This is a genomic window from Oerskovia rustica (assembly GCF_014836555.1).
Lineage (GTDB): Bacteria > Actinomycetota > Actinomycetes > Actinomycetales > Cellulomonadaceae > Oerskovia > Oerskovia rustica.
This window is the reverse complement of sequence record NZ_JACSQQ010000042.1, coordinates 1-23,999: the sequence shown is the minus strand read 5'-3', so window position 1 is coordinate 23,999 and position 23,999 is coordinate 1. Positions and strand designations below refer to the sequence as shown.

The following is a 23,999-nucleotide window of genomic DNA, read 5'->3' as shown; positions in this document are numbered from 1 at the left end:
GGGCTGCTCGCGCAGCCCCGCGACGGGAGCCGCCCGGTCACGTCACGCACCCGCGGCGCCCCGCCGCACCGTCTCGTTCCCCGCCGCACCGGTCGGCGGGCGCCCCCGCACCCACGTGCGCGGCGTGCGCCCCGGACCGTGCCCGCACCCTTGGAGGATCACCGGTGATCCACTCCGCCCGACGCTGGGGGCCGCCACTGCTCCTCGTCGCCCCGTCCCTGATCCTGGTGGGGGTGTTCGTCTACGGCCTCATCGCGATCAACTTCTCGACCTCGACCACCGACATGCACAAGGCCGCACAGTCCACGGGGCAGGCGCCCGTGTCCCGGGTCGGCTTCCAGAACTACCTCGACCTGCTCGCGAGCCCGGAGTTCCAGCACTCGCTGCTGAACCTCCTGATCTACACCGTGGTCTTCCTGGTGGGCACCATGGTCATCGGGTTCGTCTGGGCCTGGCTCCTCGACAAGCCGGTCAAGGGCGAGGGCTTCTTCCGCGCCGTCTACCTGTTCCCCATGGCGGTCTCGTTCATCGCCTCGGGCGTCGTGTGGCGCTGGCTCCTCAACTCGAACCAGGACGAGAAGGCGAGCGGCCTCAACCGGCTGTTCCAGATGATCGGGCTCGACGCGCTCCAGAACAACTGGTGGAACAACGTCACGTTCGGCATCGCGGCCATCGCGATCCCCGCGATCTGGCAGCTCTCCGGCTACGTCATGGCGCTCTTCCTCGCAGGGTTCCGGGGCATCCCGGAGGAGCTGCGCGAGGCGGCCCGCATCGACGGCGCGAGCGAGTGGAAGCTGTACCGCTACGTGCTCTTCCCGCAGCTCACGCCGATCGCGCTGTCCGCGCTCATCATCGTGGGCCACATGTCGCTCAAGGCGTTCGACCTCATCATGTCGATCTCCAAGCCGTCGAACTACCAGACCAAGGTCCCGGCGGTCGACATGTACGTCTTCAAGTCGAGCTTCGACTACGCGAACGCGGCTGCGGTGGGCGCGATCCTGCTCATCATCGTCGCCCTCGTGATCGTGCCCTACCTGATCTCCCTGAACCGCAAGGAGAAGATCCGATGACCACGGTCACCACCCCCGTCGAGGCGACCGCCCCGGGATCGGGCTCGGGGTCCGGTGCCGCCGGCTCGCGTCGGCGCAAGAAGCCGGTCGAGCGGTTCTCCGTGGCCCGCACGCTGCGCTACGCGCTCCTGATCCTGTTCGTGCTCGTCGTGCTCGTGCCCGTCTACGTCCTGCTCGTCACGAGCTTCAAGGGACCGGGCGACGCGGCCCCGACCCGCGCATGGAACCTGCCGCAGGTGTGGACCACGGAGAACTGGCAGGCTGCGTGGACCGCGCTGTCACCCGCGATCCTGCGCACGCTCCAGATGGTGGTCCCCGCCGCGCTCATCTCGGCGTTCCTGGGGTCGCTCAACGGGTTCGTGCTCTCGCGCTGGCGGTTCCGGGGAGCGAACCTCGTCTTCACGCTCATCCTCTTCGGCATGTTCATCCCCTACCAGGCGGTGATCATCCCGCTCAACCAGCTCGTCCTGAGCCTCGACCTGCCGAGCGGCATCCCGACCCTGATCGTGCTGCACGTGATCTACGGCCTGCCGATCACGACGCTGATCTTCCGCAACTACTACCAGACCGTCCCGAACGAGCTCATCGAGGCCGCGCGCGTCGACGGGGCGGGCATGCTGCGCACGTACTGGGCGATCGTCCTGCCGCTGTCGATCCCGAGCTTCGTGGTCGTGCTGATCTGGCAGTTCACGTCCGCGTGGAACGACTTCCTCTTCGCGGTGTTCTTCTCCTCGAGCCAGAACGGCCCGGTCACGCTCGCGCTCAACAACCTCGCGAACGGGGCGCTGCTGCAGAACTACGGCGTGTCGATGGCAGGGGCGCTCTTCGCGTCGCTCCCGACCCTCCTGGTCTACATCCTGCTCGGCAAGTACTTCATGGGCGGGCTCATGTCCGGGTCGGTCAAGGGGTGAGGCGGCCGCTCCCACGGGGCGGGCCGACCTGGCCGGGCACGACGTCGGGACGGGCGCTCCGCCGTCGGGCGTTCGACGCAGGAGCGCCCGCCCGGGGAAGATCACTGACGAGGACGACGAACGGGGAACGATGACGGTCATGGACGAGCCGGCACGCACGACGGGCGGGGCCGCGTGGCGCCACGACGAGCTGCGCAGGCTGCTCGCCTTCGCGCAGGCGTCGCTCGGGCCCGACGGCGGGGCGCGGTGGCTCGACGACGACGGCGTCCCCGATGCGCACCAACCCGTGCACACGTGGATCACCGCGCGCACGGCCCACATGTACGCGCTCGGGACCCTGCTCGGGGTGCCCGGGGCGGACGCGCTCGCCGACCTGGCCCTCGACGGGCTGCGCAGCTACCTCGCCGACCCCGTGGACGGCGGCTGGTTCGCGTCGCGCGGGCCGGGCGACGCGGTCGACGACACCAAGAGCGCCTACGCGCACGCGTTCGTCGTCCTCGCCGCGTCGAGCGCCGTGGTCGCGGGACGGCCCGGGGCGCGCGGGCTGCTCGACGACGCGCTGCGCATCCTCGACCAGGAGTTCTGGGAGGCGGACCAGGACATGCTGCGGGACGAGTGGGACCGCGCCTGGACCACGTGCGCGCCCTACCGTGGGGCGAACGCCAACATGCACGGCGTCGAGGCGCTGCTCGCCGCGCACTCGGCGACGGGCGACCCCCTGTGGCTCGAGCGCGCGAGCGCGATCGCGGACCGGGTCCTCGGCTGGGCCTCCGAGCGGGACTGGCGCGTGGTCGAGCACTTCGACGCCTCGTGGCGGCCACAGCCCGAGCTCAACGTCGACCACCCGACCGACCAGTTCAAGCCCTACGGGTCGACGCCCGGGCACGGGTTCGAGTGGGCGCGCCTGCTCCTGCAGCTCGACGCGGCGCAGGATCCCGGGGCGTCCGACGAGGTCGTCGCCGCGCCGGGCGCGCGCCTCGACGCCGCCCGCCGGCTGTTCGACCGCGCCGCGGCCGACGGATGGGACCCCGACGGGGGCGGGTTCGTCTACACCGTCGACTGGTACGGGCGACCCGTCGAACAGCGCAGGTTCCACTGGGTCGCGGCCGAGGCGATCGCGGCCGCCGAGGTCTTCGCCCGGGTCACGGGCGAGGAGCGGTACGCACGGCTCGCCCGTGACTGGTGGGCGTACGCGCGGACCGCCCTCGTCGACGTCGAGCGCGGCTCGTGGCACCACGAGCTCGACGCCCTCAACCACCCGTCGGCGGTCGTCTGGGTCGGCAAGCCCGACGTCTACCACGCAGGGCAGGCGCTCCTCCTCGCGGACGTGCCGGTCACGGGGAGCCTCGCGGAGTCGGTCCGCGCCTGGCGCGCTCAACGCGTGGAGTAGACCTGTACCTCGGCCGCCTTGACGGCGAACCAGACGCGCTCGCCCGGCGCCAGGCGCAGGTCCGCGACGGACCGCGGGGTCAGGTCCGCGGCGAGGTGCCCGACGGCGTCGCGCACCTCACGAGGTCCCGTCACCTCTCCCCAGGCGCGGAAGAGCTGCCCGTGCGGCTCGAGCGACGTGATCGTCACCGCGAAGGCGTTCCGCGGGCTGCCCGACGGCGCCTCACGGTGGATCGCGACAGCCCGCGGCTCGAACATCGCGACCGCCGGGTCGCCCACGACGATCCCCGCGCCGTCGGCGACGACGCCTGCGACGACCTGCATGGCGGCGAGGGTGCTCGTGGTGTTCGCGCCGCTCGGGCCGGTCGCCGCGTCGCCGCCGGCGCCGAGCCGCAGCCCGCCGTCGTCGGTCGCGGTGCCCGAGAGCAGGTTGATGCCTGCGAGACGGGCCGCGAACCGTGAGCGGGGACGGGTGAGGACCTCGCGCGCAGGACCGTCCTCGACGACCCGGCCGCCCTCCAGGACGACCGCGCGGTCGGCGAGGAGGAGGACGTCGAGCAGGTCGTGCGTCACGAGCAGGGTCGTGCGGGGGTGCGCACGCTGGGCGTCGTGCAGGGCGCGGCGCACCTGCTGGGCGACCCCGACGTCGAGCGAGGCGAGGGGTTCGTCGAGCAGCAGGACACGGGGGTCGGTCGCGAGGGCGCGCGCGATCGAGACGCGCTGCGCCTGCCCCCCGGACAGCTCGTGCGGTCGGCGCCCGGCGAGGTGCTCCGCGTCGAGCTCGGCGAGGCGCTCGCGGGCCGTGGCGCGAGCCTCGGGCCGGGTCGTGCCGCGGGCGCGGAGCCCGAACGCGACGTCGTCGACCGCGTCGAGGTGCGCGAAGAGCAGGGGACGTTGCGTGAGCCAGCCGATCCTGCGCCGTCGTGGGGGGACGGCGGTCCCGCGGGTGGTGTCGGTGAGGACGGTGTCGTCGATCGACACGTGGAGCTCGTCGGGGCTTCCCGACCGGGGCCGGGGGCGGTGGGGGAGGAGGCCGGTGACGGCCTGGAGGAGCGTCGACTTGCCCCCGCCGTTGGGGCCGAGGACCGCGACGACCTGCCCGGGCTCGACCGCGTGGGCGAGGTCGACGGCGCGCGCGGCGAGGCGGACCCGGACGCGCAGGGGCGCACCGAGGGTGACGGGCTCGCCCGCCGAGGGTGACGTGCCGACCCGCCGACGGTGACGCGCCCCGTCATCGTCGGCCGGAATCCGGTCACCCTCGGTGGGGAGCCCGTCGCCCTCGGCCCGCTGCCGGTCGCCCTCGGCGGAGGGCTCGCGCCCGAACGGGCCGCCGTGCACGGCGGCCGTGACGATCACGGCCACGACCACGAGCAGGAGCGACAGGGCGACGGCGGCGTCGGGATCGGCGCTGCGCTGGAGGTATATCTCGAGCGGCAGGGTCTGCGTGACCCCCTGGAGCGCGCCGGCGAACGTGATCGTGGCGCCGAACTCCCCGAGCGCCCGTGCGAACGCGAGCACCGCCCCGGACACGAGCCCGGGCAGGACGAGCGGCAGGGTCACGCGGCGCAGCACGGTCGAGGGGGAGGCGCCGAGCGTCGCGGCGACCTCCTCGTAGCGTGCGTCGTGCGTCCGCAGCGACCCTTCGAGGCTCAGGACGAGGAACGGCAGCGCGACGAAGGTCTGCGCCATGACCACCGCGGTCGTCGTGAAGGCGACCTCGATGCCCAGGACGGACAGGTGCTGGCCGATCAGCCCGCGTCGCCCGAACGTGTGGAGCAGCGCGATGCCTCCCACGACGGGTGGCAGGACGAGGGGGAGCAGCACGAGCGCCCGGGCCACGCGCTGCCCGGGGAACGTGGTCCGCGCGAGGACCAGGGCCATGGGTGCGCCGAGCAGCACGCAGCACACGGTCGCGACGAGCGAGGTCCGCACCGAGAGCCACAGGGCGTCGGTCGCGGTCGGAGAGGTGAGCAGGTCCCAGATCCCGCCGAGCCCCCCGGACACGTCGAGGCGCGCGACCATCGCGACCACGGGCACGACGACGAACAGTGCACCGAGGATCGCGGGGGCCAGGACCCAGCGGGGCAGGCCACGCATCAGGTGGCCTCCCCGGTCATCGCAGGGCTGTCGCCCGGGCGAGGCGAGTGTCCTCGCCCGGGGCGCCGCACGTCGTCGGGCGTCACGGCGCCCCGAAGCCCGCCTTCGCGAGCGCGGCCTGGCCGACGGGTCCGGTCACGAGGTCGAGCCACTCCTGGGCGAGCGCGGCGTCGGCGGCACCGGACGTCACGGCGATCGGATAGGTGTTCACGACGGTCTTGGTCTCGGGGACGTCGACCACCTCGACGTCGTCCCCGGCGAGGGTCGCGTCGGTGACGTAGACGAGCCCGGCGTCGGCCTCCCCGGCGGTGACCTTGGCGAGGACGTCGGTCACGCTCGCCTCCTCGCTCACGCGGTGGACGGTGGTCCCGGCGGCGGCCTCGACCTTGGCCGTCGCGGACCCGCAGGGCACCTCGGCCGCGCACACGACGACCTTGAGGTCCTCGCGCGAGAGGTCCGCGAACGACGTGACACCGCCGGGGTTCCCGGCGGGCACGACGACCGTGAGGGTGTTGGTCGCGAAGACGACGGGGTCGGCGGCGTCGCCGCCCTCGACGACGCGGTCCATGTTCTTGGTGTCGGCCGAGGCGAACACGTCGCCCGGGCTCCCGGCGAGGAGCTGGTCGGCGAGGTCGGCCGACCCCGCGAACGACAGCGCGACGGTCACGCCGTCGTGCTCGGCCTCGAAGCCCTCGGCGAGGTCGGCGAAGACGTCGCGCAGCGACGCGGCCGCGAGCACGGTGAGGGTCTGCTCCTCGACGGGGGCGGTCGAGCCGGTCGCGTTCGCGCCCTGCGTGCCCGACGGCGCCGCGCACGCCGCGAGGGCGGCCGTGAGCAGGGCCGTGGTCGTCACGGCGAGCGCGCGCCGGGCGGGGCGTGCGGTGGCGCGGGGGGAGCGGGCGGTGCGGGAGGTACGGGTGGTGCGGTTCACGCGAGGCCTCCTGGCGTCTCGACGATCACGGTGGTGGCCTTGACGACGGCGACGGCGAGGCTGCCCGGCTCGAGACCGAGCTCGCGGACGGCCTCGGTGCTCATGAGCGAGACGACGCGCTGTCCGCCGCACAGCATCTCGACCTGGGACATGACGGTGTCGCTCACGACGTGGGTCACGATCCCGACGAACCGGTTCCTCGCGGAGCGGGCGACGCCGGACGGGTCGGGTGCCGCCTGGGCGGTGCGCACGGCCCACGCGGCGAGCTGCGCGCCGTCCAGGACCTTGCGGCCGGAGCCGTCGAGGGCCGCGTCGAGGTCTCCCGCGTCGACCCACCGGCGCACGGTGTCGTCGCTGACGCCGAGCAGGTCGGCTGCTTCCTTGATCCGATAGTGCGGCATGAGGACGACTATAGGCCCGCAGATGCGGGCCTCGTGGCCGTGTGCGTGACTGTTCAGCACCGATTCTGGCCCATATGCCCCATTTTCACGTGGGACCGTGGCATGCTCGGGCGGTGCGCACACGCTGGTGCGCCGGGACCGGTAGGAGGACTCGTGGTTCGTCGGTACTGGAGCTCGCTCGCCCTGATCGTGATCGGCGCCGTCTGGGCGCTGGGCGGAGGGGTCGCCGCGCTGACCGGCAAGGACGGACCGCAGTCCCCGATCCTGTTCGTGGTGCTGGGGGGCGTGGCCGTGCTGGTGGGCATCGGGAGCGCCCTCGTCCGGTCCCGTTCGCGCGACGAGGTGTGACGGCGGCGGACGGCGGGCCAGACCCGCCGGCCGGTCCCACGCCAACGCACGAGGCCCCGCACCATCCGGTGCGGGGCCTCGTGTCGTGGAGCGGATGACGGGAATCGAACCCGCGCTATCAGCTTGGGAAGCTGAAGTTCTACCATTGAACTACATCCGCGTGACGTGGAACCCCGCAGCTCGCGGGCCGTCTCCGGCCGGTGCGAGCCGGTGAGGAACCGGCGTGCGTCCACGATCATACCCACGTCGGGCCAGGATGCCAGCATCTTGTGCCTGAGCACTGCCTGAGGAGGCGTCTTGTCCGAGAACCCGTACCAGCAGCAGCCCACCGATCCTGCGGCTGGAGCGGACCCGTACGCGCAGCCGCAGGCCTACGGCGAGCAGCCGCAGCCCGCCTACGGTGCGCCGGCCGACCCCTACGCCCAGCAGCCGGGCTACGGTCAGCCGCAGCCCGCCTACGGCGAGCAGCCGCAGCCGACCTACGGCACGGACCCGTACGGCCAGCAGCCCGGGTACGGGTACGGAGCCCCTCAGCAGGGCTACCAGCAGGGCTACCAGCAGCCGTACGGCGCGTACGGTGCCCAGCAGCCCGGTTACTACGAGGACCCGAACGCGAAGTCGCGCCTCGCGGCCGGCCTGCTCGGCATCTTCCTCGGGACGTTCGGCATCCACCGCTTCTACCTCGGGTACACCGGTATCGGTGTGACCATGCTGCTGATCTCGGTCCTCTCGTTGGGCATGCTGAGCTGGGCGGTCTGGATCTGGGGCCTCGTCGAGGGCATCCTCTACCTGACGTCGAAGAGCGGTCAGTACTCGGTCGACTCGACGGGGCGCCCGCTGCGCAGCTGACGGCACGGGGCGCCTCGCATGCTGGACCCGAGGCCGGTCGGACGACCGCACGTCGTCGCCCGACCGGCCACGGGTTCGGCCCCCGGGACCGCGCACCGGCGCGCCGTCCTGCGGAGTACGGTTGCCCCGTGCTCCTCTCCGACCGCGACATCACTGCCGAGATCGATGCCCGACGGGTCCGTCTGGACCCCTACGACCCCGCGATGCTCCAGCCGTCGAGCATCGACGTGCGGCTCGACAAGTTCTTCCGGCTGTTCGACAACCACAAGTACCCGTTCATCGACCCGTCGACCGACCAGCCGGACCTGACGCGCCTCGTCGAGGTCGAACCCGGTGAGCCGTTCATCCTGCACCCGGGGGAGTTCGTCCTGGGGGCCACGTTCGAGCAGGTGTCGCTGCCCGACGACGTCGCGGCCCGCCTCGAGGGCAAGTCCTCCCTGGGCAGGCTCGGGCTCCTGACGCACTCGACGGCCGGCTTCATCGACCCCGGGTTCAGCGGGCACGTGACGCTCGAGCTGAGCAACGTCGCGACGCTCCCGATCACGTTGTGGCCGGGCATGAAGATCGGCCAGCTGTGCTTCTTCCGGCTGTCGTCGGCCTCGGAGCACCCGTACGGCTCGTCGATCTATGGTTCTCGGTACCAGGGGCAGCGGGGTCCGACGGCCTCGCGCTCCTGGCAGAACTTCCACCGCACCGACGTGTGATCCCGAGCCGGCTCGAGCGAGCCCGCCTGATCGGACGTCGCCACCGCAGAGAGGGCGATCCCACCGTGTCGCAGCCGACCAGCCCGACCCTTCAGCCGTTCCCCGCGTCCTCGGCGCAGGCCCACCAGGCGCGGCACCTGCTCGCCCTCCCGGGGGACGTCGAGGTCGACGAGGTCGAGACCCTCGCCGTGTCCAGGTTCGCGGGCGCGCGGTGGGACGTGGCGCCGTCGGGCACGGATCCCCTGACCCCGGCGCCCCGCACCGCCAAGCCGGGCGAGCCCGGCGTGCTGCGGACGTCGCGGCACACGACGCTGACCGGGCCGTACTCGCCGTGGTCGGCGGACGGCGTCAACCCCGGCCTGCCGCCGGGCACGGACCAGGTGTTCGACGTCGTGTGCCCGCGCGACCGCGGCGACGCCCCGATCCCCGGTGGCGGCGACCGTGACGGGGTGGGGCGCGCGTTCCCGGCGGGGCTGCCGACGCGCGAGGAGGAGCGCGTCATCTCCTGGCTCGTCGAGGTCGCGCGGCGGTTGGGCGGCTCGATCCGCGTCGACACGGCCGACGCGGCGTCGCCGGGCGTGGTCCTGACCCCGGACCCGGGCGTCGCGGTCGACATGTCGGTCTTCTCGGACGTGTGGCTCGACCCGCAGGCCGCGATGGCCGTCGTCGGGGCGGTCCACCCGCGCGTCGTTCTCGCGACGGAGGGCAGCCCGTACCAGGGGCCGCCCCAGGGCATCGGCGAGCTGCCCCTGTACCGGGGCGAGACGCTCGACCCGGATCTGCGTCGCGCGCTCCACGCACAGGCGGACGACATCGACATCGTGGCCCTGACGAGCGGCAAGGTCCTCGACGGCTACGGGCTCCTGGTCGACATGGGTGTCGACGGTCTCGTGGCGGTCGAGGTGGGCGGTGAGGAGCAGCTCCCGCTGCTGCTGCGCAACCTGCCGTGGGCGTCGCAGGGCGCGGTCGCCTACCGGGTGCGCTGGGAGCCGCGGGACCTCGTCGAGTCGCAGATGGAGGTGCCGTCGTTCGAGCTCAAGATCGCGCGCAAGCGAGCGGCCGAGCTCGTCGCGACGGTGACCCGGTCGCTGTACGCGGCCGTGGGGGGCGAGATCGCCGACGAGGCCGACTTCCTGGTGGACCCGCAGGACGTCTGAGGGTTGGTTGCGCTCTCACGGCTGCCCGCATACTCTCGACCGTCCGGTCGGAACGGGATGAACAGGGCGAGGTGGGCATGTCGCAGGGCGCAGCGGGCAGCGGAGCAGCCACGGCCCGCCGCCGCGGGAACCCGTTGGCGCTCGCGGTCCTCGCGCAGCTCGGTGACAAGCCCATGCACCCCTACGAGATCGCGCGCGTGCTCAAGGACGGCCGCAAGGACGAGTCGGTCAAGCTGAACTACGGCTCGCTCTACTCGGTCATCACGGCGCTCGCGCGGGACGGGTTCATCGAGCCCGCAGGCACCGAGCAGGACGGCAACCGTCCCCAGCGCACGGTCTACCGCCTCACGGACACCGGGCGCGACGAGGTCGACGACTGGATGCGCAGCCTCCTCGGGGCCCCCGTCAAGGAGTTCCCGCAGTTCCTGGCAGCGCTCAGCTTCATGCAGGTCCTGGCGCCCGACGACGCCGCCGCCCTCCTGCGCACCCGCCTCGTCGCGCTGCGGGTCGCCGTCCGCCGGCTCGAGGACGACGTGGAGCGCCGCGTCGAGGCGGTCCCGGCACCGTTCACTGCCGAGACCGAGTACGAGCTCGCGCTGCTGCTCGCCGAGCTCCGGTACACCGAGGCCCTGGTCCGCCGCCTGGGCGACGGCACGCTCCGCGGTCTCGACGAGTGGCGGGCGAGAGCGTCCGACGGGGCGGCGTCCTCCAGCTAGTCGGGTCCACGCGGTGGCCGATCCGTGGCCCGCCGGTGCATTCCCGCTGAACCTGTGACATCTCCCACCGGTCGACGGGGCGTCGAGTGGTCTTGCGGGTCTCGTCGAACGGTAAAATACCTACCGGACCCGGTGTGTCTCCGGGCCGTCCTTCTCCTGCGCGCCGTCGAGCGGGAACGGTCGGTCCGCGCGGCGCCGCCTGTCCATGTTCTCGCCCACCCGCCCCCGACCAGGACGGAGCGGACGTGCTCTATCTGCTCGTTGCGCATCTGGCAATGGCACTCGGCGCGCCCGCACTCGTGTCGGTGCTGGGCCGCAAGGCGTTCTTGGTGATGGCCCTCGCGCCCGCCTCCGCCGCTGTCTACGCCCTCAGCTGGACCACCCGCGTCATGGAAGGCGTGCACCCCACCGAGGTCACCCAGTGGGTGCCCGGGCTGGGGCTCGAGCTCGCCTTCCGCATGGACACCCTGTCCTGGCTCATGCTGCTGCTCGTCGGCGGCGTGGGCGCGCTGGTCCTCGTGTACTGCTCGGCCTACTTCTCTCCCACCGCGTCCGGGCTCGGGAGGTTCGGGGCCGTGCTCACGGCGTTCGCGGGGGCCATGGTCGGCCTCGTCACGTCGGACGACATGTTGCTCCTGTTCATCTTCTGGGAGCTCACGACGGTCTTCTCCTACCTGCTGATCGGCCACTACGCGGACCGCAAGGCGAGTCGGCGAGCCGCGATGCAGGCCATCGTCGTCACGACGGCCGGCGGCCTGGCGATGCTCGTGGGCGTCGTGATCCTGGGGGTCCAGGGCGGGACGTTCCGCCTCTCGGAGATCATCGCGGACCCGCCGACGGGCGGCGCCGTGACCGCCGCGATCGTGTGCCTCCTGGCCGGTGCGGCGAGCAAGGCCGCGCTCATACCGCTGCACTTCTGGCTCCCCGCGGCCATGGCCGCGCCCACCCCGGTCAGCGCCTACCTGCACGCCGCCGCCATGGTCAAGGCCGGTGTCTACCTCGTCGCGCGCTTCGCCCCCGCGTACTCCGACACCACGGTGTGGCGCACGATCGTCATCGTCCTGGGTGTCGGCACGCTCCTCGTGGGCGGCTACCGCGCGCTGCGCCAGCACGACCTCAAGCTCGTCCTGGCGTTCGGCACCGTGAGCCAGCTCGGCCTGATCGTCCTGCTCGTGGGCCTCGGGACGCGGTCCGCCGCGCTCGCGGGCCTCGCGATGATCGGCGCGCACGCGATGTTCAAGGCGTCGCTCTTCCTCGTGGTCGGCGTGGTCGACGCCGCGACCGGTACCCGCGACCTGCGCCGGTTGACGGGCGTCGGGCGAGCGCTGCCCCTGACCGCGCTCGCCGGCGGGCTCGCGACCGCGTCCATGATCGGGCTGCCCCCGCTCGCGGGCTACGTCGCGAAGGAGGCCGCGCTCGAGTCCCTCCTGCACGGCGAGGGGCCGGCCTGGGTGAACACCGTCGTGCTGGTCGGCGTCGTCGTGGGCTCGATGTTCACCGTCGCCTACGGTGTGCGGTTCTTCTGGGGGGCGTTCGCGACCAAGCAGCACGTCGCCGCGGCCGTGGCGCGTGCCAACGAGCACGTCCGGGTCGACGCCGTGACCAAGGACGCGGCGGCGCAGGGCTCGGCCGCGCCGTCGGCGCCGGCACAGCGCGCCGGGTTCCTGCCCGACGACGCACCGATCGACCCCGCACGCATCCACCGGCAGCCCGCGCTCCTCGTGTGGCCCGCCCTGGTGCTGGCCCTGCTCGGTCTCGCGACGGCCCTCGTGCCGCACTTCGGCGAGGACCTGCTCGCGCCCTACGCCGACACGTACCCGGTCGGTGAGCCGGGCCACCTGGTCCTCTGGGCAGGCTTCACCCCTGCACTGGGCCTGACGGTCCTGATCCTCGGGGTCGGTGCGGTGCTGTTCTGGCAGCGCAACGCCGTCGAAAGGTTCCAGGCCTCCTTGTGGACGGGCCCCGAGGCCGACCGCACGTACCGGCGGATCATGCGCCGGCTCGACGAGGTCGCGGCGGACGTCACTGCGGTCACCCAGCGTGGTTCGCTGCCGTTCTACCTCGGTGCGATCCTCGTCGTCCTGGTCGCCGGGCCCGGCCTGCTGATGTTCATCGGCGGGCAGTGGCCCGAGCAGGTCAAGGCCTGGGACCGCCCGGCGCAGGTCGCTGCGGTCGCGGCCATCTGCGTCGCGTCGATCCTCGCGGCCCGCTCGCGCCGCCGCCTCAAGGCCGTGATCCTCGTCGGGATCGCGGGCTACGGCAACGCCATGCTGTTCCTGCTGCACGGCGCCCCGGACCTCGCGCTGACCCAGGTGCTCGTCGAGACCATCACGCTCGTCGTCATGGTGCTCGTGCTGCGCCGCCTGCCTCCCTACTTCTCCAACCGTCCGCTCGTCGCGTCGCGGTGGGTGCGCCTGGGGCTGGGCGTCGCGGTCGGCGTCGTCATGATGGGCTTCGCCCTGACGGTCCCGCTCGCACGCGTCGCGAGCCCCATCTCGCTCGACTTCCCGGCCGAGGCGTACATCCACGGCTACGGCAAGAACATCGTCAACGTGACCCTCGTCGACATCCGCGCCTGGGACACCATGGGTGAGATCTCCGTGCTCCTCGTCGCGGCGACGGGCGTCGCGTCGCTCGTGTTCCTGCGCACCCGCAGCGGCGAGATCCTGCGCGAGCGCAACGCGACGTCGTCGGGCGCGACCACTCCGGGCATCTGGGCCAACGAGGAGGACCCGGGCGCCGCGCTGCGCCGCCGCGGCGTCGAGCAGGCCACCGAGGCCGGCAAGCAGCCGCGCATGCTCGTGTGGCTCAGCGCCGGGAGGACGCTCGCCCCGCAGCGGCGGTCGGTCATCTTCGAGGTCGTCACGCGCGTGCTCTTCCACTCGATGATCGTGTTCGCGATCTTCCTGCTGTTCTCGGGGCACAACGCGCCGGGTGGCGGGTTCGCGGCCGGGCTCGTCGTCGGGATCGCGCTCATCGTGCGATATCTCGCGGGCGGGCGGTACGAGCTCGGTGAGGCCGCACCGGTCCACCCGGGCCTGCTGCTCGGCACCGGCCTGTTCCTGTCCGTCGGGGTCGGGCTGATCGGCCTGTTCATGGGCAAGAGCGTCCTGCTGAGCACCGCGATCGACATCAGCCTGCCGCTCATCGGGACCGTGCACCTCGTCACGTCCTTGTTCTTCGACGTCGGGGTGTTCCTCGTCGTCGTGGGTCTCGTGCTCGACATCCTGCGCACGCTCGGCGCCGAGATCGACCGGCAGGCCGAAGCCTCCGCCCGGGAGGACGCAGGACCCATGGAAGCGATGGAACCGGACCAGATCGGAGGGGGGCGACGATGAGCTCGACCAGCAACCTGCTCGCCCTCGTCCTGCCGGCCGCCGAGGTGGACCCGGCGGACGTCGCCCGGACGACCGACAGCATCGACATGACCCCGAGCCTGATCCTCGTGCTCGCGATCGGGGTGCTGTTCGCGACCGGCGTCTACCTGCTCCTCGAGCGCAGCCTGACCCGCGTCCTGATCGGCTTCATCCTCATCGGCAACGGCGCGAACCTCATGTTCCTCGTCGCCGGTGGCCGCGCCGGGGGCGCGCCCCTCATCGGGACGACCCCCACCGACCAGATGAGCGACCCGCTCGTCCAGGCGATGGTGCTGACCGCCATCGTCATCACCCTGGGCCTCACAGCCTTCGTGCTCGCCATGGCCTACCGGTCGTGGCAGCTGCACGGTCACGACGAGGTGCAGGACGACCTCGAGGACCGCCGGGTCGCGCGCCCCGCGGCGCGCAACGCCCCGGCCTTCGAGGACAGCGACACCGAGGAGAGCGGAGCCACCCTGGACGACGAGGCCTCGCAGGTCTACGACGAGACCGACGGCGACGGGGACGGGGAGACCGACGTCCGCGACGCCGGCCGTGCCGAGAAGGACGTCCCGCCGCCGGGCAGGCCCGGCACCGAGGGAGGTGAGGGCCGATGAACCTCACCTACGGCTTCGCGACCCTCGTCCCGCTGCCCGTGGTCCTGCCGCTGTTCGCGGCGGGCCTCGCGCTCGCGCTGTGGCGCCACCCGCGCGCCCAGCACATCATCTCGGTCGCCGCGCTGTCGCTGGTGCTGGCCGCCTCCATCGGCCTGCTCGTGGGGGCCGACAACGGCCCCATCGTGGTCGACGTCGGGGAGTGGGCGGCGCCCGTCGGCATCGACCTCGTCGCGGACCGGCTCTCGGCGCTCATGCTCACGGTGTCGAGCTTCGTGCTGCTGTGCGTCCTGCTCTACTCGCTGGGGCAGGGTGTCGCGGACGGGCACGACAAGGCGCCCGTCTCGATCTACCACCCGACCTACCTGGTCCTGGCCGCGGGGGTCTCGAACGCGTTCCTCTCGGGCGACCTGTTCAACCTCTACGTGGGCTTCGAGATCCTGCTCGCGGCGTCCTACGTCCTGCTGACGCTCGGCGGGACGGGCGAACGGATACGCGCAGGGTCGATCTACGTCGTCGTCGCGCTGCTGTCGTCGGTCATCTTCCTCGTCGCGATCGCGCTCACGTACGCCGCGACGGGCACGGTCAACCTGGCCCAGCTCGCCGAACGCCTGCCCGACGTGGACCCCGGGGTCCGCATGACGCTCCAGCTCCTGCTGCTGCTCGCGTTCGGGATCAAGGCGGCGATCTTCCCGCTCTCGGCCTGGCTCCCGGACTCCTACCCGACGGCGCCCGCGCCCGTCACGGCGGTGTTCGCCGGGTTGCTGACCAAGGTCGGCGTCTACGCGATCATCCGCACCCAGACGCTGCTGTTCCCCGACAACCGGCTCGACACCGTCCTCATGTGGCTCGCGCTGCTGACCATGGTGATCGGGATCCTGGGTGCCGTGGCGCAGAACGACATCAAACGTCTGCTGTCGTTCACGCTGGTCAGCCACATCGGGTACATGATCTTCGGCATCTCGATGGCGTCGGAGGCCGGGATGGCGGCGTCGATCTTCTACGTCGTGCACCACATCACCGTCCAGACGACGCTGTTCCTCGTGGTCGGGCTCATCGAGCGACGAGGCGGCTCCACGTCGCTCGACAAGCTGGGCGGCCTCGCGAAGATCGCGCCGGGGCTCGCGATCCTGTTCTTCATCCCCGCGATGAACCTCGCGGGTATCCCGCCGTTGTCGGGCTTCCTCGGCAAGGTCGGGCTGCTCCAGGAAGGCGTCGCCCAGGGGACGCCGCTCACGTGGGCGCTCGTCGTCGGCAGCGTCGTGACCTCGCTCCTGACGCTCTACGCGATCGTCAAGGCGTGGAACAAGGCGTTCTGGCAGACGGCGCCGGTCGAGCTGCCGTCGACCGGCACGCCGCGCGGCATGGTCGGGCCGACGACGGCGCTCGTCGCCTTCGGCCTGGCCCTCACGTTCGCCGCCGGGCCGCTGTACTCGTACGCCGAGCGGGCCGCGGGGAACCTCATGCAGCCCTCGACGTACGTCGACGCGGTCTTCCCCGACGACTCCGGTCGCGGGCAAGGGGTCTCGAGCGACCTCGTCGAGGAGGAGCAGGGAGGTGAGGGGTCGTGAGCCTGCACCGTCGTAGAGGCCCGCTCGCGGGCGGCTGGTTCAACCGTCTCACCGCGCAGTGGCGCACCGTCGTGTGGCTGACCGTCGTGTGGGTCATGCTGTGGGGCGAGCTGTCGTGGGGCAACGTCCTCGCGGGGATCCTCCTCGCGAGCCTGCTCATCACGTTCATGCCCCTGCCGTCGATCGCGACGAGCGGCACCGCGCGCCCCTGGCCGCTGCTCGTGCTCGTCGCCCGGTTCGTCGCGGACCTCGTCGTCGCGTCCTTCCAGGTGAGCATGCAGGCCTTCCGCTTCCGCCACACCCCGCACGGGGCCGTGGTCGGCGTGCGCCTGCGCAACCCCTCGGACATCTACATGACCATCACGTCCGAGCTCAGCTCGCTCGTGCCCGGCTCGCTCGTCATCGAGGCCCACCGCCTCACCGGGATGCTCTACCTCCACGTGCTGGACCTCGACGCGGCGGGCGGCGCCGACAAGGTCCGCCAGGACACGCTCGACCTCGAGGCCCGCGTGCTGCGCGCCTTCGCGTCGAACGACGAGCTCAAGGCCGCCGGCCTGTACCACCACCGGGGCGAGACGCCCGAACCCGCGGGCGCGACGCCGTCGGGCGGGACTACCGGGGCCCCCGGGGCCGACGGCGCCGCTCGCCGGACCGAACGACGTACCGACCGAGGGGAGGGGCAGCGATGATCGTCGTCGTCCTGATCTGCGCCGTGCTCCTCGCCTCGGCCGCGACGCTCGCCGTCGTCCGGGCCGAGAAGGGCCCGTCGATGCTCGACCGCACCATCGCGCTCGACGTCTTCACGACGACGCTCGTCGGCACGATCGCGCTCGAGGCCGCCTGGTCCCGGCGCACCGAGACCATCCCGATCCTCGTCGTGCTCTCGCTCGTGGGCTTCGTCGGGTCCGTGACCATCGCCCGGTTCGCGTCGGTCGAACCCGAGGGCGAAGGGCGCATCAAGACCCGTGAGGAGATCGCGGCCGAGGAGGCCGAGCGCCTCGCGGCCGAGGAGGGCGAGCAGGAGAAGGCCGTCGACCCCGAGCACGGAGCCGAGCACGAACCCGACGCGCTGCACGAGGTCGAGGAGGCCGCGGCCCCCGAGGTCGACGGCACGACCGGACCCGAGGAGGCACGCTCATGAGCTGGACCCTGGTGGCCGACGTCGTCGCCGCGATCTTCCTGCTGTGCGGGGCGTTCCTCGCGTTCGCCGCCGGTGTGGGTGTCGTGCGGTTCCCGGACCTGCTCGCGCGCATGCACGCCGCGACCAAGCCACAGGTGCTGGGACTGATCCTCGTGCTCATCGCGCTCGGGCTGCGGCTGCGGAGCTGGTCAGCCGTGGGCATGCTCGTGCTCGTCGTGATCTTCCAGCTCATGACGTCGCCCGTCGCGGCGCACATGGTGGGCCGGGCCGGCTATCGGACCGGCAAGGTCCGCCCGGACCTGCTCGTGCTCGACGACCTCACGGCGGACCAGGAGGCGGCGGACCGCGAGAAGGACGTGGCCGACCGCGAGGCGGCGGCTCGTGCGGAGGACGCCGAGGGTGACGGCGGTACCCGCCGAGGGTGAGCAGGCCTCAGCCGCCGGTGAACATGGAGATGAACAGCTCAGAGTCCACCGCGAGGCAGGGCCCGGCCAGGGCGTCGAGGGCGACGGACCAGGCGTCCGACCTGATGGCCGTGGGTTCGGTCCTCGCCCAGGACTCGACCGCCGGAACGGTCCCCTGCAGGTCGGCGACCGCCTGGCTGACGGCACTGTCACCGCTCGAGGGGATGCGGTGCAGCACACGTGTCGCGACCTCGTACCAGCCCTGCTGCTCCTGGACGGCCACGCGACCCTCCGTCAGGGCGATGTCCGCGTTCTCCACGATCGACATGACGTCGGAGACAGCCGCGCACGCGGCGACATCCTGCGCCACGTCATCCTCGGACGTGCCCGCCTGGACCACCTCTTCCGGGGGTCCGGGAAGGGCCCTGCTCTCGCCGCTGCAACCAGCCGCCATCAGCGCCACCAACACCAGAGCCGAAGCCCCGGCCGCCTTGCTTCCTCGCATGAACGCACCCCCGTCGTGACCGTGTGTGGCCTGAGACTACACAGCACGACCGGTGTGACTCGCACTGGCGCAGCCGACCGCACGGCCGACCGCCGAGGGTGACGAACACGCCCGCCGAGGGCGACCGGCCCCCGCGCGCCCCGGCAGGTCCGGTGATAGACCCGCTACATGACCTCGTCGCCCCGTGCACAGCCCCCCACGCAGCCTGTGGCCGACAGCCCGCGCGTCGTGAAGACCGATGAGCATGCCGAGAGCGCGCTCACGGTGGTCGTCGCGTTCGGTGCGAACCTTCTCATCGCGGTCGCGAAGTCGGCCGCGGCGGTGCTCACGGGCTCGGCGTCGATGGTCGCCGAGGCCGTGCACTCGTGGGCGGACACGGGCAACGAGGTGTTCCTCCTGCTCGCGAACAAGCGGTCACGCAAGCCCGCTGACCACGACCATCCCCTGGGGTTCGGGCGCGAGGCGTACGTGTGGTCGATGTTCGCGGCGCTCGGGCTGTTCGCGGTGGGGGCGGGGGTCTCGATCACGCACGGCATCCAGGAGCTCGTCCATCCTGAGCCCGCGGACGACTTCGGGATCGCGTACGCGGTGCTCGGCGTCGCGTTCGTCCTCGAGGGGGTCTCGTTCCTCCAGGCGAACCGGCAGGCGCGCAAGGAGGCGAAGAAGGCCGAGCGCGACCTGCTCCAGCACGTCCTGGTCACGTCCGACCCGACGCTGCGGGCCGTGTTCGCCGAGGACGCCGCAGCACTCATGGGCCTCGTCGTGGCGTTCGTCGGCATCCTCCTGCACCAGGTCACGGGTTCGCCCGTGCCCGACGCGATCGGCTCGATCGTCGTCGGCCTGATCCTCGGGGTCATCTCGTGGATCCTCATCGACCGCAACCGGCGCTTCCTCGTGGGTGAGCCCGCGGGGGTCGCGACGCGCGACGCCGTGCTCCGCGAGCTGCTCGCCGACCCCGAGGTCGACCGGGTCACGTACCTGCGCCTCGAGTTCGTCGGTCCGCGGTCGCTGTACCTCGTCGCGAGCGTCGACCTCGTGGGGGACGACGACGAGCACGTGGTCGCCGAGCGCATCGACGCGCTCGAGCGGCGGGCGACCGCGGCGGCCGTCATCGCGGGAGCCGTCATCTCGGTGTCCCCGGCGAGCGAGCCGTCCCTGGTGCCGTCGGTCTCGTCGGGTCCGGCGGCTCCGTAGGGCGGCGCGCCGCAGCGGGTCGCCCTACGGCACCGGGCCGGTCAGCCCGGCAGCCGCTCGTCGAGCCACGCGAAGACCTCGTCGAGGAACGCCGTCCGCGCCGGCTCGGGGGACAGCACGAGGTCGTGCGCGCCGCCCTCGATCTCGACGAGCGTCACGTCGTCGCCCAGCCCGGGTGCTCGGTCCTTGATGTGCTGGACGTCGAGCACGCTGTCGGTCGTCACGACCTCGGGGTGCCAGCCCTTGTGCGGCCCAGAGCGCGTCGAGGTCAGGACGAGCACGGGGCACTGGACGTGCAGCCCGCGCGCGACCTGCGCGTGCCCGCGCCGGATCTCGCGCAGCCAGCCCGCCCGGACGGGGAAGCCCTCGTGCGGCTTCCAGCCGAGCTCGTAGGTCCATTCGCCGCCGGTCCCGGTGTGCAGGGCCTGCCCGTAGGCGTCGTCGAGCGACCCGACGACCAGCCGGGGGGCGAAGCGCCCGACGACGTCGATCACCCGGGTGGAGATCACGCGGTCGAACCAGGACGAGTTGAGGTCGAACCAGGGGCTGTTGAGGACGAGCGCAGCCACCTTGCCGGGGCGCGCGTTGGCCCACAGGCTCGTGACGAGGCCACCTGTCGAGTGCCCGACGACCACGAGCTCGTCGTGCCCCTCGGCCCGGATCACGGCGGCCGCCGCGTCGAGGTCCTGGGCGTAGAGGCTCAGGTCGTCGACCATGTTGGGGTCCTTGCCGGCCTCGGTCCAGTGCGCGAGCGACCGCCCGTACCCGCGCAGGTCGATCGCGTAGAACGCGTAGCCGTGCTCCTCGAAGGCGTCGCCGAGGTGGGTCTGGAAGAAGTAGTCGACGAACCCGTGGACGTACAGCACGGCCCGACGGCGCCGCTCACCCCCCGGGGTCGTCGCACGGTCGGGCACGGGGCTCGTCGCCCTGCGGACGAGCGTCGCGGTGTCGCCCCCCGGGAGGTCGAGCGTGCGGGCGACCCAGTCGGGTCCGAGGACGTCCTGCTGCCAGCCGTGCGTCATGGTGCTGCCCTTCGCGCGCGGACTCGGGCGGTGCCGCGGTGCCGCCATTGTCCACCGCGGCGACGCACCTGTCAGAGCGAGCGTGCTCCCTGGGCCGCGCTCGCTCCGACAGGACCTGCCGTGGTCCTCACGCGGGCGGGGTGAGACCCGTCGGGGGGACCGGGGGAGCAGGGGGCGTCGTGGGCGGGACGGCCCGAGGGGTCTCGCGCAGGCGGGTCGACTCTTCCATCTCGGAGTCGTCGACCTGCTCGGCGCCGGCGTCGGTGACCTGCGCGGTCCACGTCTGGGCGGGCGCTGCGGGCGTGACGGGCGCCGCGGGCGCGACGGGTGCTGGAGCGTAGGGCGCGGCCGCACCGCTGGGAGCCACCGGAGTCACCGGAGGCGCGGGCGGGGGGCTCGGCGGGGCGTACTGGTGCGTGGGCGGCTGAGGAGGAGCCGGCGGCTGCGCGGGGTAGGGCTGGTGCGGGGGCTGCTGCCCGCCAGGGAGGCCGTACGGCTGGGCGGGCGGGGCGACCTGTCCCGGGTATGCACCCTGCCCCGGGTGCCCAGGCTGCCTCGGGTAACCGGCGACCGGAGCGCCGTACCCGTAGGGCTGCGGCGCGGGCACCTTCTTGGGACGCAGCAGCAGCCACGCGACGACGCCGATCACGACGAGACCGACCAGCACGACGCCGAGGACGAGGAGGAGCACGACGTCCATCAGAGACCCCCGTCGAGACGGGCGGCTGGTGCCGTGGTGCGGTCGGAGTGGTCCGGTGCGATGGTGGCGAGAGGTTCGAGCCGTCGTGTCTTCACGCCCACAGCATCCCGTGGATCGGTGCCGGTGAGAAGGGGAGGCCACCGGTCGGTCCTCGCCCTGACGCCTCATCGCCGACATGACGGACAGAGTTGAGTGGAATAGGCTCAAGTCAGGTCCTGTTGTTCCAGGTAGACCCAGACCCTGAAGTATCCGGAGACCCCATGGACACCAAGTTCACCACCATGTCCCAGCAGGCCATCGGCGAGGCCATCCAGACCGCCTCGGCCGCCGGCAACCCCCAGCTCGAACCCGTCCACCTCCTCGCCGCGCTGCTCACGCAGGAGGGCGGCGTCGCCGTCGGGCTGCTCGACGCCGTGGGCGCGAACGCCCAGGCCATCGGCCAGAAGGTGCGCGCCGCGCTCGTCGCGCTGCCCACCGCGAGCGGCTCGGCCGTCGCCCAGCCCACCGCGTCCCGTGGCACGTCGGCCGCGCTCGACCTGGCCTCGAAGGAGGCCCAGGGCATGGGGGACGAGTACGTCTCGACCGAGCACCTGCTCATCGGCATCGCTGCGGGCTCCTCGCCCGCTGCGCAGATCCTCGGCGACGCCGGGGCGAGCGCCGACGCGCTGCGCTCGGCGCTGCCCGCGGTCCGTGGCTCGGGCCGCGTGACGAGCCCCAACCCCGAGGGCACGTACAAGGCGCTCGAGCAGTACGGCCAGGACCTCACGGCGGCCGCGGCCGAGGGCAAGCTCGACCCCGTGATCGGGCGCGACTCGGAGATCCGCCGCGTCGTGCAGGTCCTGTCGCGGCGCACCAAGAACAACCCCGTCCTGATCGGTGAGCCCGGCGTCGGCAAGACGGCCGTCGTCGAGGGCCTGGCCCAGCGCATCGTCGCGGGCGACGTCCCCGACTCCCTCAAGGGCAAGAAGCTCATCTCGCTCGACCTCGCGGCCATGGTCGCGGGCGCCAAGTACCGCGGCGAGTTCGAGGAGCGCCTCAAGGCGGTCCTGGAGGAGATCAAGTCCTCCGACGGCGAGGTCGTGACCTTCATCGACGAGCTTCACACCGTCGTCGGCGCAGGTGCGGGCGGCGAGGGCGCCATGGACGCGGGCAACATGCTCAAGCCCATGCTCGCCCGCGGCGAGCTGCGCCTGGTCGGCGCGACGACCCTCGACGAGTACCGCGAGCACATCGAGAAGGACCCCGCCCTGGAACGCCGTTTCCAGCAGGTCTTCGTGGGCGAGCCCTCGGTCGAGGACACCGTCGCGATCCTGCGCGGGCTCAAGGAGCGCTACGAGGCGCACCACAAGGTGACGATCGCCGACTCGGCGCTCGTGGCCGCCGCCGCCCTGTCCGACCGCTACATCACGGGCCGCCAGCTCCCCGACAAGGCGATCGACCTGGTCGACGAGGCCGCGTCGCGCCTGCGCATGGAGCTCGACTCCTCGCCCATCGAGATCGACGAGCTCCAGCGTGCCGTCACGCGCCTGGAGATGGAGGAGGTCGTGCTCTCGGAGTCCGACGACCCCGCCTCGCGCGAGCGCCTCGAGAAGCTGCGCGCCGACCTCGCCGACCGGCGCGAGGAGCTGTCCGCGCTGACCGCGCGCTGGGACGCCGAGAAGGCGGGCCACAACCGTGTCGGTGACCTGCGCGCCAAGCTCGACGAGCTGCGCGTCCAGGTCGAGCGGGCCATCCGCGAGGGCGACCTCGAGACCGCGGGCCGCATCCAGTACGGCGAGATCCCGCAGCTCCAGGAGCAGCTCCAGGCCGCCGAGCAGGAGGAGGCGTCGATCGACAGCGACGAGTCCGCCACGGCCCCGCAGGCACCGATGATCGCCGACAAGGTCGGCGCGGACGAGATCGCCGAGGTCGTGTCAGCGTGGACCGGCATCCCCGCGGGCCGCATGCTCCAGGGCGAGTCGGAGAAGCTCCTCCACATGGAGGACGTGATCGGCAAGCGTCTGATCGGGCAGAAGGCCGCCGTCGCTGCGGTGTCGGACGCCGTACGACGTTCTCGTGCGGGCGTCGCCGACCCCGACCGCCCCACGGGCTCGTTCCTGTTCCTCGGCCCCACGGGCGTCGGCAAGACCGAGCTCGCGAAGGCGCTCGCGGACTTCCTGTTCGACGACGAGCGTGCCATGGTGCGCATCGACATGTCGGAGTACGGCGAGAAGCACAGCGTCGCGCGCCTGGTCGGTGCCCCTCCGGGGTACGTCGGGTACGAGGAGGGCGGCCAGCTCACCGAGGCCGTCCGGCGCAGGCCGTACTCGGTCGTGCTGCTCGACGAGGTCGAGAAGGCGCACCCCGAGGTCTTCGACATCCTGCTGCAGGTGCTCGACGACGGGCGCCTGACCGACGGCCAGGGCCGCACGGTCGACTTCCGCAACGTCATCCTGGTGCTGACGTCGAACCTGGGTTCGCAGTTCCTCGTGGACCCCATGCTCGACGACGCGGCAAAGCGCGAGGCCGTCATGTCGGCGGTCCGGTCGAACTTCAAGCCGGAGTTCATCAACCGGCTCGACGACGTCGTGATCTTCGACCCGCTGAACCTCGACGAGCTGGGGCGGATCGTGGACATCGCGGTCGACCGGCTCGGCGAGCGCCTCGCGGACCGTCGCCTCACGCTCGAGGTCACCCCGGCCGCGCGCGAGTGGCTCGCGCTCGAGGGCTTCGACCCGGCGTACGGTGCGCGCCCGCTGCGCCGCCTGGTGCAGCGCGAGATCGGCGACCGCCTGGCGCGCAAGCTCCTGGCGGGCGAGGTCGCGGACGGCGACACGATCGTCGTCGACCGGTCGCTCACCGAGGGCGAGGGGCTGGAGCTGACCGTCCAGCGGTGACGCTGTTCGCGGCGCGTGTCGTCGTCGGGCGGGAGCTTCCTCC

Annotated in this window: 22 protein-coding genes and 1 tRNA gene; 16 read left to right on the top strand and 7 right to left on the bottom strand. The window is 72.3% G+C overall.

The features are described from left to right. Window positions 1-164: 164 nt before the first annotated feature. From H9652_RS17420 to H9652_RS17410, 3 genes are all read left to right on the top strand, one after another. Window positions 165-1,070, top strand: coding sequence for a carbohydrate ABC transporter permease (locus H9652_RS17420; RefSeq protein WP_191797742.1), 906 nt, complete (start codon window positions 165-167; stop codon window positions 1,068-1,070). Next, window positions 1,067-1,981, top strand: coding sequence for a carbohydrate ABC transporter permease (locus H9652_RS17415; RefSeq protein WP_191797741.1), 915 nt, complete (start codon window positions 1,067-1,069; stop codon window positions 1,979-1,981). The genes H9652_RS17420 and H9652_RS17415 overlap by 4 nt, the downstream gene beginning before the upstream one ends. A 139-nt stretch (window positions 1,982-2,120) precedes the next feature. Continuing rightward, a complete protein-coding gene (locus H9652_RS17410) occupies window positions 2,121-3,371 on the top strand; it encodes an AGE family epimerase/isomerase (RefSeq protein WP_191797739.1) in 1,251 nt (416 codons plus the stop codon). Here the strand turns inward: H9652_RS17410 and H9652_RS20390 are convergent. From H9652_RS20390 to H9652_RS17395, 3 genes are all read right to left on the bottom strand, one after another. Then, entirely contained in the window at window positions 3,356-5,467 is a 2,112-nt protein-coding gene (locus H9652_RS20390) for an ABC transporter permease (protein ID WP_191797737.1), read from the bottom strand. The genes H9652_RS17410 and H9652_RS20390 overlap by 16 nt on opposite strands. Before the next feature lie 82 nt (window positions 5,468-5,549). Further along, window positions 5,550-6,398, bottom strand: a complete 849-nt coding sequence (gene modA, locus H9652_RS17400) for a molybdate ABC transporter substrate-binding protein (RefSeq protein WP_318244247.1) — start codon at window positions 6,396-6,398, stop codon at window positions 5,550-5,552. Further along, on the bottom strand, window positions 6,395-6,799 hold the full coding sequence (locus H9652_RS17395) for a TOBE domain-containing protein (protein ID WP_191797735.1): 405 nt from the start codon (window positions 6,797-6,799) through the stop codon (window positions 6,395-6,397). Before H9652_RS17395 ends, modA begins: the two co-directional genes overlap by 4 nt. Before the next feature lie 153 nt (window positions 6,800-6,952). On the opposite strand from H9652_RS17395, the gene H9652_RS17390 reads away from it, so the two are divergent. Continuing rightward, entirely contained in the window at window positions 6,953-7,147 is a 195-nt protein-coding gene (locus tag H9652_RS17390) for a hypothetical protein (RefSeq protein WP_191797733.1), read from the top strand. Window positions 7,148-7,233: 86 nt separating this feature from the next. Here the strand turns inward: H9652_RS17390 and H9652_RS17385 are convergent. Continuing rightward, window positions 7,234-7,307: transfer RNA gene (locus H9652_RS17385), tRNA-Gly, on the bottom strand. Between the two features lie 137 nt (window positions 7,308-7,444). On the opposite strand from H9652_RS17385, the gene H9652_RS17380 reads away from it, so the two are divergent. From H9652_RS17380 to mnhG, 10 genes are all read left to right on the top strand, one after another. Then, window positions 7,445-7,996 (top strand): TM2 domain-containing protein, encoded by a 552-nt coding sequence (locus H9652_RS17380; RefSeq protein WP_191797731.1) that lies wholly within the window; start codon window positions 7,445-7,447, stop codon window positions 7,994-7,996. Between the two features lie 128 nt (window positions 7,997-8,124). Further along, window positions 8,125-8,700: a dCTP deaminase gene (gene dcd, locus H9652_RS17375; protein WP_191797729.1), complete on the top strand. Its 576-nt coding sequence runs from the start codon at window positions 8,125-8,127 to the stop codon at window positions 8,698-8,700. A gap of 65 nt (window positions 8,701-8,765) precedes the next feature. Next, window positions 8,766-9,857, top strand: coding sequence for a hypothetical protein (locus H9652_RS17370; protein ID WP_191797727.1), 1,092 nt, complete (start codon window positions 8,766-8,768; stop codon window positions 9,855-9,857). 77 nt (window positions 9,858-9,934) lie between these two features. After that, the gene (locus tag H9652_RS17365) at window positions 9,935-10,573 is read left to right on the top strand and encodes a PadR family transcriptional regulator (RefSeq protein WP_191797725.1); all 639 of its coding nucleotides are present in this window, start codon (window positions 9,935-9,937) and stop codon (window positions 10,571-10,573) included. A gap of 275 nt (window positions 10,574-10,848) precedes the next feature. Continuing rightward, window positions 10,849-13,911 carry a Na+/H+ antiporter subunit A gene (locus H9652_RS17360; RefSeq protein ID WP_404822058.1) on the top strand — a complete coding sequence of 1,021 codons (3,063 nt, stop codon included), beginning with the start codon at window positions 10,849-10,851 and terminating at the stop codon, window positions 13,909-13,911. A gap of 86 nt (window positions 13,912-13,997) precedes the next feature. After that, complete coding sequence (locus tag H9652_RS17355; protein WP_191797754.1) at window positions 13,998-14,546, top strand: Na(+)/H(+) antiporter subunit C; 549 nt, start codon at window positions 13,998-14,000, stop codon at window positions 14,544-14,546. After that, complete coding sequence (locus tag H9652_RS17350; RefSeq protein ID WP_191797721.1) at window positions 14,543-16,114, top strand: Na+/H+ antiporter subunit D; 1,572 nt, start codon at window positions 14,543-14,545, stop codon at window positions 16,112-16,114. Before H9652_RS17355 ends, H9652_RS17350 begins: the two co-directional genes overlap by 4 nt. Then, window positions 16,111-16,803 (top strand): Na+/H+ antiporter subunit E, encoded by a 693-nt coding sequence (locus H9652_RS17345; protein ID WP_318244246.1) that lies wholly within the window; start codon window positions 16,111-16,113, stop codon window positions 16,801-16,803. The genes H9652_RS17350 and H9652_RS17345 overlap by 4 nt, the downstream gene beginning before the upstream one ends. Next, a complete protein-coding gene (locus tag H9652_RS17340; RefSeq protein ID WP_191797719.1) occupies window positions 16,800-17,255 on the top strand; it encodes a monovalent cation/H+ antiporter complex subunit F in 456 nt (151 codons plus the stop codon). Before H9652_RS17345 ends, H9652_RS17340 begins: the two co-directional genes overlap by 4 nt. Then, on the top strand, window positions 17,252-17,680 hold the full coding sequence (mnhG, locus tag H9652_RS17335) for a monovalent cation/H(+) antiporter subunit G (RefSeq protein WP_191797717.1): 429 nt from the start codon (window positions 17,252-17,254) through the stop codon (window positions 17,678-17,680). The genes H9652_RS17340 and mnhG overlap by 4 nt, the downstream gene beginning before the upstream one ends. Before the next feature lie 7 nt (window positions 17,681-17,687). Here mnhG and H9652_RS17330 read toward each other — a convergent pair whose 3' ends face one another. Further along, a complete protein-coding gene (locus H9652_RS17330) occupies window positions 17,688-18,029 on the bottom strand; it encodes a hypothetical protein (protein WP_191797715.1) in 342 nt (113 codons plus the stop codon). A 363-nt stretch (window positions 18,030-18,392) separates the two neighbouring features. Here H9652_RS17330 and H9652_RS17325 point away from each other — a divergent pair, with 363 nt between their 5' ends. After that, window positions 18,393-19,358 (top strand): cation diffusion facilitator family transporter, encoded by a 966-nt coding sequence (locus tag H9652_RS17325; protein WP_318244245.1) that lies wholly within the window; start codon window positions 18,393-18,395, stop codon window positions 19,356-19,358. Window positions 19,359-19,399: 41 nt separating this feature from the next. Here H9652_RS17325 and H9652_RS17320 read toward each other — a convergent pair whose 3' ends face one another. Then, window positions 19,400-20,380: an alpha/beta hydrolase gene (locus H9652_RS17320; RefSeq protein WP_191797711.1), complete on the bottom strand. Its 981-nt coding sequence runs from the start codon at window positions 20,378-20,380 to the stop codon at window positions 19,400-19,402. Between the two features lie 127 nt (window positions 20,381-20,507). Then, complete coding sequence (locus tag H9652_RS17315) at window positions 20,508-21,080, bottom strand: hypothetical protein (protein WP_191797709.1); 573 nt, start codon at window positions 21,078-21,080, stop codon at window positions 20,508-20,510. A 260-nt stretch (window positions 21,081-21,340) separates the two neighbouring features. On the opposite strand from H9652_RS17315, the gene clpB reads away from it, so the two are divergent. Then, window positions 21,341-23,956, top strand: coding sequence for an ATP-dependent chaperone ClpB (gene clpB / locus H9652_RS17310; protein WP_191797707.1), 2,616 nt, complete (start codon window positions 21,341-21,343; stop codon window positions 23,954-23,956). The last annotated feature ends 43 nt before the right edge of the window (window positions 23,957-23,999 follow it).